The 11302-nt window shown below is 37.3% G+C and carries 8 protein-coding genes; 7 read left to right on the top strand and 1 reads right to left on the bottom strand.

Going from position 1 to position 11302, the window contains the following annotated elements; genetic code table 11:
• Nucleotides 1–26: 26 nt before the first annotated feature.
• A complete protein-coding gene (locus BN30_RS03375; protein WP_019214103.1) occupies nt 27–824 on the bottom strand; it encodes a hypothetical protein in 798 nt (265 codons plus the stop codon).
• 100 nt (nt 825–924) lie between these two features.
• On the opposite strand from BN30_RS03375, the gene BN30_RS03370 reads away from it, so the two are divergent.
• From BN30_RS03370 to radA, 7 genes are all read left to right on the top strand, one after another.
• Nucleotides 925–2088, top strand: coding sequence for an amidohydrolase (locus BN30_RS03370; RefSeq protein WP_019214102.1), 1164 nt, complete (start codon nt 925–927; stop codon nt 2086–2088).
• A gap of 189 nt (nt 2089–2277) precedes the next feature.
• On the top strand, nt 2278–4347 hold the full coding sequence (fusA, locus tag BN30_RS03365; protein ID WP_019214101.1) for an elongation factor G: 2070 nt from the start codon (nt 2278–2280) through the stop codon (nt 4345–4347).
• 805 nt (nt 4348–5152) lie between these two features.
• On the top strand, nt 5153–5611 hold the full coding sequence (locus BN30_RS03360) for a CtsR family transcriptional regulator (protein ID WP_019214100.1): 459 nt from the start codon (nt 5153–5155) through the stop codon (nt 5609–5611).
• Between the two features lie 4 nt (nt 5612–5615).
• Nucleotides 5616–6179 (top strand): UvrB/UvrC motif-containing protein, encoded by a 564-nt coding sequence (locus BN30_RS03355; RefSeq protein ID WP_019214099.1) that lies wholly within the window; start codon nt 5616–5618, stop codon nt 6177–6179.
• Complete coding sequence (locus tag BN30_RS03350; RefSeq protein ID WP_019214098.1) at nt 6163–7176, top strand: hypothetical protein; 1014 nt, start codon at nt 6163–6165, stop codon at nt 7174–7176. The genes BN30_RS03355 and BN30_RS03350 overlap by 17 nt, the downstream gene beginning before the upstream one ends.
• 43 nt (nt 7177–7219) lie before the next feature.
• A complete protein-coding gene (locus tag BN30_RS03345; RefSeq protein WP_019214097.1) occupies nt 7220–9694 on the top strand; it encodes an ATP-dependent Clp protease ATP-binding subunit in 2475 nt (824 codons plus the stop codon).
• Complete coding sequence (gene radA / locus BN30_RS03340) at nt 9663–11024, top strand: DNA repair protein RadA (protein ID WP_019214096.1); 1362 nt, start codon at nt 9663–9665, stop codon at nt 11022–11024. The genes BN30_RS03345 and radA overlap by 32 nt, the downstream gene beginning before the upstream one ends.
• Nucleotides 11025–11302: the final 278 nt, after the last annotated feature.

Below are 11302 nucleotides of genomic sequence, written 5' to 3'. Positions count from 1 at the left end.
GCATTTCTTCCTACTATATCAAAATATTATTTAAATTCAAATGTAGTCGTCTTTTCTTCGCCGCCATCGCCTTTGTAGACTAGCTCGAACTTTTCTGCTTTGCCTTTTGCGTGATCGAAGTAAAATAATACATGTTCTGTTTTGCCGCTTGCGATATTTAGCTTAAACTTGGCTGCATCGTATTTACCTCTGTCTGTGTAAAGTATTGCACTAAGTAGCGATCTATCCCATTTCTCAGTGTTCATAAGCTTTGCTCTGACTTCCATGCCCTTAGTAACTTTGCCTATGGATATGAATTTTATGTTGATGGAGTCTTTTTTATAGTTTTCATCGCCCCAAGCGTGTGGCTCGTATATTGATGGCGAGAACTTGAATACATCGTTTTTGTCTTTGTATATATAGATGTATTGTACTGTTTTTGAATCGTTGTAGCTAAGTGTGTATCTAAGCTCTATTGCATCCTCGTCAACTTGTTTTGCCTCAACGTCTGATACATCAACTTTTATATCTTTCAAAGCTTCAGAAAGCTCTTTGTTATGCCCTCTGTAGGCATCTCTTGTGATATCAACCGCTGTTAAATACTCATCACAAACCATTTCTGAGAATGCTTCGTAATTTTTATCTTCAATGCTCTTTTTAATAAAGCGTTTAAGCTCATTAACGAAGTCATCGTTTATATCGTCAGCGTTTGGTTCTTTTTTCACGCTAACATTCCACTCTTTAATCATTTCTTTCGTAAATTTTTCGTGCTTTTCTGAGCATGCGCTTAAAAGCATGATAGCAGCTAGTGCCATAGTCATAAATAAAATAAATTTCTTTTTCATAATTCACCTCAACAGAGATATATTACTACATATAAGCCTTTTTGTCAAGCTTGACAAAAGCCGGCGCTTGTTGTAAGATTTAGCTAAGTAGGTGATGACTATGGATTTGATTTCATATAGAAGATTATTTCATAAAATTCCTGAGCTTGGCTTTGAAGAAGTTAAGACAACGAAGAAAATTATTAAAATATTAGAAAATTTAAATTGTAAGCTTTATTATGGTAAAGCCATCTATGAAGATGGTGCAGAAAGCGATATGAGTGATATTGACAAGGGCTATACTGGGGTTGTGGCTGAGTTTGGCAAGGCTCCATACTTTTTATTTAGAGCGGACATCGATGCACTTAAGATAAAAGAGACAGAGGATGTAACTCATATACCGAACCTTTTTGGATTTGCTTCGACTAATGGCAATATGCACGCCTGTGGACACGATGGGCACATAGCCTTGGCGCTTAGCTTATGCGAGCGTTTTAGTGAGTCTGGTGACTCTGTTAGAGTTTTATTTCAGCCAGCCGAGGAAGGTGTTGGCGGCGCAAGACGCATGGCGAACTTCATTACAGAGGATGTAAATGGATTTTTATCCTATCACATCGGTTTAGGCGAGAAAAAAGGCTACATTGGTGTTGGAACTACTGATTTTATGGCGACTACTAAGCTTGATACGAGTTTTTTTGGCAAGTCAGCTCACGCTGCGAATGCACCAGAAGAAGGCATCTGCGCTCTAACCATTGCCATGGCTTTTATAGACATGATTAAGGACTTAATAGTTGATGCGCATCACAAAAAACTTATCAACATTGGCATTATTAATGGTGGCGGTCAAAGAAATGCTATCATGGATAAAATTACTTTAGGCATGGACCTTAGAAGTGATAGTGACGAGGCGATGGATGAGATGCTTGAAGCGATGGAAAATATTGCAAGATGCGTATCTGAGGCGAAGGGCGCGAGCTATGAGATGAAGGTGCTTGCGAAGGCTAATGCATATAAGGAAGAAAATATCAATCTTGTTGATAGAATAATTAAAAAGCTTAATAAAAACGATGTAAAAACTGATAGAATGCCAAGTTTTGGCGCAAGTGAAGATGTAACCTCTTATCTTAAAAAGCTTAAACAAAAGAAAGTTCCTGCTATGCATTTAATGCTGGGAACAAATTTAAAAGGACCTCATCACAGCGATGTATTTGATTTTGATGAAGAGGATCTTGAATATTTTTACAAGGCTATAGGACTTGCGTATGATGAGATGAAAGAAGAGTGATGAGCTCTTCTTTTTTAATCTCTTTATAATTTTTGCATATCAGCACAATAAAATCATTGCAAAAAAAATCTATATATGTTATAATATTTTTGTGAAGGGATTTTGTCTTCACACTAAATTTTTTTACTCAAAACGCTTTTACAAAGTAAATTGATAAAATAACTATATTATATATGAGGAGGAAAAAATATGAAGGCTTACGATGCAAGCAAAATCAGAAACGTATCCCTTTTGGGACACAGTAGCAGTGGTAAAACTATGCTAGTTGAATCACTTTTATACGCAACAGGCGCTATCTCTAGGATGGGCAAGGTTGAAGACGGAAATACTGTTGGAGACTTCTCTATAGAAGAGAAACAAAGAAAGGTTTCTATTAATACAAAGGTTATTCCTGTAGAATATAATGATGTTAAATACAATTTTCTTGATACACCTGGTTACTTTGACTTTATTGGTGAGATGTACGGTGCAAAGAGAGCATCTGAAGGCTCTATACTAGTTATTGACGCACAAGCAGGTGTTGAAGTTGGTACTGAAAAAGCGTGGAAAAACTTAAATAAATATCACACTCCAAGATTTATCTTTTTAAATAAGATGGATAAGGAAAATGTTAAGTTTGATGAAGTTTTGGACGAGATAAGAACAAAACTTGGTGGACACATAGTTCCACTAGTTATGCCTATTGGCGAAGCTGAAGGCTTCAAGGGCATGGTTGACTTAATTCAAGATAAGGCATACAGCTATGAAAACAGAAAGAGAACTGAAATTCCTGTTCCAGCTGAGTGGGATGGCTACATTGAAAAGCTTAGAGGCGAATTAAATGAAGTAGTTGCTGAAACATCTGAGGAACTTATGGAAAAATTCTTTGCAGGCGAAAAATTTACTGACGCTGAATTTAAAGAAGGTATAAAGCAAGCTGTTAGAAACGGTGAATTAACTATACTTATGGTAGGTAGCGTTGAAAAAGGCATAGGCATGGAGCTACTTCTTCATAAGATTCAAAGATATTTCCCTGCTCCAAACGAAGTAGGCGCATACACTGGCACATGGAAAGATAAAGAAGAATTGAGAAAAGTTGACGCAAATGAACCATTCTCAGCAGTTGTTTTCAAGACTATAGTTGACCCATTCGTAGGAAAGTTATCGCTGTTCAAAGTTATATCTGGTAAGGTTACTAAATCAACACCATTATACAATGCAAGTCAAGAAGTAGAAGAAAAGCTTGGCGGATTATTCTACTTAAGAGGTAAGACTCAAATCGATACTGACACCATCACCGCAGGAGACATCGGTGCTACAAGTAAACTTGAACACGCTCGTACTGGCGATACGCTATGCGACAAGGCTAATCCTGTTATATTCGAGAGAATTAGGTATCCAAAGCCAACTCTATATATGTCGGTAAGACCTGTAAAACAAGGCGAAGACGAAAAGATAGGCGTTTCACTTAACAAGATGACTGCAGAAGACCCAACATTTGAAGTGCTTAGAAATCATGAGACTAAAGAGCTTCTAATCGGCGGTCAAGGTAATATGCAATTAACAGTTATTAAAGATAAATTGAAAAACACATTTGGCGTTGAGATTGAACTTAACGATCCAAAGATTGCTTATAGAGAAACTATCAGACAAAAGGCTGAAGTTCAAGGTAAGCACAAGAAACAATCAGGCGGCGCTGGTCAATACGGTGACGTTTGGGTAAGATTTGAGCCAAATGATGGCGATGACTTTGTATTCCAAGAAGAAGTATTCGGTGGAGCAGTTCCAAAGAATTTCTTCCCAGCAGTTGAAAAAGGTCTTAGAGAATCACTTGAACATGGCGTTTTAGCAGGCTACCCAGTAGTACATGTGAAAGCAACATTATATGATGGTTCATACCACGATGTTGACTCAAACGAAATGGCATTCAAGATCGCTGCACAATTAGCATTTAAGAAGGGTATGCAAGAAGCAAAACCAATCTTGCTTGAACCTATAGTTAAGGCAGAAATAAAAGTGCCAGAAAACTACCTAGGCGACGTTATGGGCGATATGAACAAACGTAGAGGCAGAATCTTAGGTATAGATTCACAAGATGACGGTACACAAGTAATTACAGCAGAAGTACCTCATTCAGAAATGTTTAGATACGCAATAGACCTAAGAGCGATGACACAAGCAAGAGGCTCCTTCCAAATGGACTTCGTTAGATACGAAGAAGTACCACAAGACCAAGCAAATAGGATTATAGAAGCAGCCAACGCAGAAAAAAATAAATAATAAAATAAAAGAAAATACAAATATTTAATTAAATTGCCGTAGGCAATTGCAAGGTTCCGGGGTACCCATCCAACACGAAGTGTTGAGATAGGGTCGGGTTCTTATATTTTTTCAAGCACGGAGTGCCAAGGTTCTCGGGACCCAATAGACGCTTTAGCGTCGTCATTGGGTGAGGTCCTTCTATTTATTCTCTTCCGCTGCTAGAAGCAGCGGTATGAGCAAGATGAAAATTTAATAAAAATATACAATATTTAATATATTTTTTCATATTTATTCTCTTAGAGAAACACATGGGTTACTACTCATGTGTTTTTCTTTTTTCAAGCACAAAGTGCCAAGGTTTAGTATTTATATTAGATCAATTTAAATTTATTAAAGGGGTTCTTCATTACATCGCCGAAGGCAATTGCAAGGTTGTTAAGTCCATGCACCAAGAGAACGAGTGAAACGAAGTTCGATTGGCAATGCATGCCTTATGCCAGAGATCACAAAGGTATCGAGCGAAGCGAAGATGGCTTTGATTGATCTTACGGCCGGGACCCAATAGACGCTTTAGCGTCGTCATTGGGTGAGGTCCTTATTTTTCTCGCTTATACGATCAATTTAAGTTTATTCTTTTAGAGAATGTTATTTTTATTTACAAAAAAATTTTCAATCAGAATTGATGAATAGTGCGAAGTGAAACGAACGAGCGCTAGGTGCAATTCTTATAAAATTTTAACAAAATAGTAACACTTAATGTTTATCCATTGCACATCTTGGGTACTTATGGTATAATAGTCAAAGAAGGTCAAAGGTGAGAAATATGTTAAGCGATGAAATTCAATATTTTTTAAATAATTTACTTGAAGAAGAAGGCGGCAGCATACTTATAAAGCGTAATGACATTGCCATAAGATTTAACTGTTCGCCAAGTCAAATCAACTATGTCTTAACGACAAGGTTTGCGCCTCACTTTGGTTACTACATTCAGTCAAGAAGGGGCGAGGGCGGCTATATCAAGATCGAGAAACTTGATCTTTTAGAGGATGAAGACGAGTACAAAGAGATACTTATGGACGCCATTGGTGATAGCATCACCATCAAAGAAGCTCATGACATCATCAGAAAGCTTTGTGATGACGAAATCATTACAAAAGACGAGAAAGAAATAATTCTTGCGTCTATTGATGACAGGGCTCTAACTATTGATATAGACAAGAGAAATGCACTTAGAAGTGATATATTAAAAAACATCCTACTAGTTTTACTTAAAAGGGGGTAGTAAAATGCTATGCGATGAATGCCACAAGAATGAAGCGATGATTAATTTAAAATTAATTTTAGATGGAGAAGTTATTGAAAAGCACTTATGCACTGAATGTGCACTAAGAGATTTTAATGAAATGAATCAAGGAGAATACGGAGAATATACGAATATGAATATAAATGAAAGCGATATAAGAAGTCTATTTGAGGGCTTGCAAAAGCTTTTTGGAACTTTTGAAACTGAAGAATTTGAAGAAAAAGAGTGCCCAAACTGTCACATGAAGTTTAGTGATTTCAAAATGAATAGAACGCTTGGCTGCGAGGAGTGCTACAAAACATTTGCCTACGAGATCAGACCGATTTTGAACTCATTAAGAGGCGAAAAAACTTATGAAGGCCTATTACCTAAGAGGTATATCGACGCAAATCCAATGCATACAGAGATACTTGCACTTAAAAAAGAGCTAGAAAATGCAATTCAAGAAGAAAATTATGAAAGAGCGGCTGAGCTTAGAGATGAAATCAAGGCTAAGACTTCAAATGAAAAAGTGAAAGATGGCGAGAACAATGACGATTTACAATAAATACATCTTAAACACCATAGTCTCGTTAAAGAGAAATATCAAGGGCTATAAGTACCCTGACATGCTGATGTGGTCAAAGCTTAACGAAATTTTGAACATGGTTTTAGAAGCGTTAAAAAACACTAGCTACAGTTTTATGCTTTATGAAGTGTCAAACATGGATAAGGAAAAATTTGAATATTTTTTAGCAAAGGGTTTTATGGATGAGTCAGTAAAAGAGAACATTACTAGAACTAAACTTTTGCTTGATGAAGACAAATCCATCGCTATAGTTATAAATAACAACGACCATATCGAGATTAGAGTGCTTGGAACAGCAAGTGCTGACGAGCTTGTAGACATCGCCATAGATATAGAGCGTGAGCTTGATAAGTCGATAGACTTCCAATTTGATGAAGACTACGGTTATTTGACTAGTGACCCTGTTAATATTGGTAACGGTATAAACATTGCTAAGATTGTGCATCTATACAGAAGAGACGAGTTTAAGAAGGATGAGCTAATAAGCGATGACATGGAAAAAATCAGACTTACTCCGCTTATTGGACCTGATGGTTCTAAGATAGAGGATATCTACATCTTAGACGCGAACATCAATAAATTTACTAATATCGAGTCATTTAAAAAGCTTTCCATGCTGACTGACCAAAATATCATTGTCTACGAGAATGAAAATAGACGCAGATATCTTGAGCAAAACTACATCTTGATGAAAGACAGAATTATGAAGGCTTTGGAGATGATTAAGGTGGCGAGCCTTATCTCTTACGACGAGGCACTAATATATCTATCAAATCTGATGTTCGCAAGAAGCATGGACCTTCTCGATCCAGTTGAAGCAAGCATTGATGCGAGTCTTTATCTAATGATAACGCCTGAAGCTATTGAGTATACTTACTCCATTAGCGACAAGTCAGAAATTGACCAAAAAAGAGCGACTATACTTAGAGAAAAGCTTGGCAAAATAAAATTTATTGACAAGGATATTAATGAATAAGAAAATAAAGATTTATAGAATTATATAAAGAAAGGAGATAAATATGGCAGTTTTTGGAAGATTTACTAGAAATGCAAGATTCTCATTTCAAATAGCCGAGGAAGAAGCTAGAAGGATGTTTAAAAGTGAAGTTGATCCTTCTCACGTTTTAATCGGTATTTTAAGCGCAAACACGACTAAGGCCTCCGAAATTTTAAGACAAAATGGTCTTGAGATGGAAGCTCTTAAAGAAATGGTTGAAAAACTATCAGTGCTTGACGTGAAAAAGCAAGAGGACATATATTATTCAGCAAGTTTAAAATATGTGATAGAAGAGTCCATCAAGATGGCAAATCAATCTGGTGCGCCAATTGTAACGACTGAGCACATTTTATATTCAATTGTAAAAATGAACGAAGCGCCTGTATCTATCATACTAGATAGATTTGGTGTAGATAAAGATAAGGTTTTATCATCATTATCAAGTTATCTCAATAGCCTTAGAAGTTTTAATCAAGTCGGCTATCAAGAAGATGATGGCTTTGATGAGGAGACAGAGGGTGATGGCGAAGCGCTTCAAAAGTATACATTGGACTTAAATGAGCTTGCGATTAAGGATAAGATAGATCCTGTAATTGGCAGAGCGTCTGAGATTGAAAGACTTATTCAAATACTTATGAGAAGGACAAAGAACAATCCAGTTCTAATCGGTGAGCCAGGTGTCGGCAAGACAGCCATCGCTGAAGGTCTTGCGCAAAGAATTGTTTCGGGAAATGTTCCTGAGATTATTAGAGATAAAAAGATATTCTCCCTTGACTTAACTAGCTTAATCGCTGGATCTAAGTACAGGGGCGAGTTTGAGAGCAGAATCAAGAATTTACTTGAAGAGCTTAGACAAAGAAACGATGTAATTTTATTTATTGACGAAATTCATACTATAGTTGGAGCTGGCTCGTCTGAAGGCTCGCTTGACGCGTCAAACATACTAAAACCATACCTTACAAGAGGCGAGATACAAATAATTGGTGCAACTACTGTTGATGAGTACAGAAAATATGTCGAAAAAGATGCGGCACTTGAAAGAAGACTACAAACTATCTTAGTTGAAGAGCCAAGTGAAGAAGATGCTATTAAGATCATAGAAGGTCTTAAAGACAAGTACGAAGCGCATCACAGAGTTTTAATCTCAAACGAAGCCATCGAAGCGGCTGTGACATTATCAAAGAGATATATTTCGGATAGATATTTGCCAGACAAGGCCATAGACCTAATCGACGAGGCTCAATCACTTGTTAGAATGAAAAATTATGTAAGACCATTATCCCTTAAGGAGATAGAGGACGAGCTTAAAGAAATTTCATCCGAAAAAATTCAAGCGATACAAGCCCAAGACTTCGAGAGAGCAGCTCAATTAAGGGACAAGGAACGCGAACTTAAGGACAAGATGGACCTAGACAGGACTGAGTGGAAGCAAAAATCAGAGCTAAACAGCATGAAGATAGGTTTTGACGATATAGCAAGAGTTGTCTCAAAATGGACTGGTATTCCTGTTGAAAAACTTAGTGAAGAAGAAAAAGAAAAACTTTTAAATCTTGATAAGAATTTAAAAGCAAAAGTAATTGGTCAAGACGAGGCTATAGACGTACTTAGTCACTCGATTAAGAGAGCGAGAGTTGGGCTTAAGGACAAAAACAAGCCTATAGGAAGCTTTATCTTCGTTGGACCAACCGGTGTGGGTAAAACTTATCTTGCAAAAGCACTTGCAGAGAGCTTATTTAACGATGAAAACGCAATGATACGTATAGACATGAGTGAGTACATGGAAAAGTACAGCGTATCTAAGCTTATAGGTCCGCCACCAGGATACGTTGGATACGATGAAGGCGGACAGCTAACTGAAGCGATTAGAAAAAAACCATTCTCAGTAGTATTATTTGATGAGATTGAAAAAGCACATCCAGATGTTTTTAACGCTTTATTACAATTACTTGACGATGGCAGATTAACTGACTCAAAGGGCAGAACTGTAGATTTTAAAAACGCAGTCATAATCATGACAAGTAATGTTGGTGCAAATAGATTCAAAAAGCAAAATACTTATGGTTTTGGCGATGCATCTAGTGAAGAAAAAAGCGAAAAGAAGAAAATTTCTGAAATTGCAAACGAAGAGCTTAAAAAGACATTTAGACCAGAATTTTTAAATAGGGTGGACGACATCGTTGTATTTAATCAATTAAAAGAAAATGATATAGAAAAAATTGTTCATTTGATGGCGGAAGACCTTAAGGCAAAACTTAAGGAGATGGGTATAGTTATCGAGATCGACAAGTCTGTTGAAGACGAGATCGCGAATAAGGGCTTTGACCTTGAATATGGTGCAAGACCTTTAGAGAGAACATTTAAGAAGATGATAGAGGATAGATTGTCTGAAGAAATTTTGAAAAATAATGTTTCTAAGGACAAGAGCATCACTATTTACTACAATGGCAAGGAATTGGAATTTAAAAATGGCAAAGAAGAAGAGCTTGTACAAGTGTAGCGAGTGCGGCTACGAATCCAGCGGCTACTTAGGTAAATGTCCTGAGTGTGGTTCTTGGGGCAGCCTAAAAGAAGTCATGGAGGATACGAAAAAAGCGGTAAAAAAAGAAAAAAGCATAAAAAGTAAGGCAATGCAGTTAAAAACTGTAACTTCGTCAAACTCAGATAGGCTCAAGACAAGTTTCGAAGAGTTCAATAGAGTTATGGGAGAGGGCATAGTTAAGGACTCAGTTACTATACTTACAGCAAAACCGGGCGCCGGCAAAAGTACACTACTTTTGCAAATAGCGAACGATGCTTGTAAAAAAGGACTTAAAGTTTTATACGCATCAGGCGAAGAGTCTGAGAGCCAAATAAAGCAAAGGGCAGACAGGATACTTGATACTATCGAGGATGACTTATATATAATTAGTGATATGAGTCTTGACAATATTAAGGAAGAAGTCCTTAGAGTCGACGCTGACATGGTAGTTGTTGACTCGATACAAACTGTCGAGCTTGATGAGTACAAGCCATCTAGACCAGCTTCACCAACGCAAACAGTTGAGTGCGCATATGAATTAGTTAATCTTGCAAAAAATATACAAAGGCCTCGTATAGTCTTTATTGTTGGTCAAATGACAAAAGATGATGAGCTAAGAGGTGTGAGAACCCTAGAACACCTTGTAGATACCGTTTTAATTATGGATACTTATCAAAATGATTCACTAAGGACCATTGTTGCGAGCAAAAACCGTTATGGAGCCACAGGCGAGATGGGCTTTATGAATATGCAAGAAAAAGGCCTTGTATCTATCGATAATCCAAGCGAGTATTTTGTTTCTGCGAGAAAAGAAAATAATTTTCCTGGCAGCGCCATCACCGTAAATATGGAAGGCACTAGACCAGTCATACTTGAGGTAGAAGCACTTGTAACTAAGTCATATACACCATATCCATCGCGTATAAGCGAGAATATGTCTAGAGAAAAACTAAATACACTTCTTTCAATCATGGAGAAGAGATTAAATGTTGATATGTTTGATAAAAATGTCGTAATCAAGTCAATGGGTGGACTTAAGCTTAAAGAAGACGCATCGAATCTTGCGTTAATCGCGGCAATTTATTCACAGCTAGTAAATAAGGTATTAAGCTCGGACACTGTGTATATAGCTGATATATCATTAACGGGCGAATTAAAAAAAGTGCCTCAGCTCGAAAGAAGACTCAAAGAAGCTGAACGCATGGGCTATAAAAGGGCAGTGATTAGCAGCGAAGCAAAATTATCAACAAAATTCACAAAATTAGAGTTAATTAAGTGCTCTTCGCTAATAGATGCACTAAAATTATAAGAACCCGACCCTATCTCAACACTTCGTGTTGGATGGGTACCCCGGAACCTTGCCATCGCCTTTGGCGATGTAAAAGAACCCGACCCTATCTCAACACTTCGTGTTGGATGGGTACCCCGGAACCTTGCCATCGCCTTTGGCGATGTAAAAGAACCCGACCCTATCTCAACACTTCGTGTTGGATGGGTACCCCAGCCGTAAGATCAATCAAAGCTATCTTCGCTTCGCTTGATACCTTTGTGATCTCTGGCATAAGGCATGCATTGCCAATCGAACTT

It is taken from the genome of Fenollaria massiliensis (genome assembly GCF_000312505.2).
Classification (GTDB): Bacteria; Bacillota; Clostridia; order Tissierellales; family Peptoniphilaceae; genus Fenollaria; species Fenollaria massiliensis.
The sequence above is the reverse complement of the archived record's forward strand: the minus strand, read 5'-3'. Positions and strand labels throughout refer to the sequence as shown.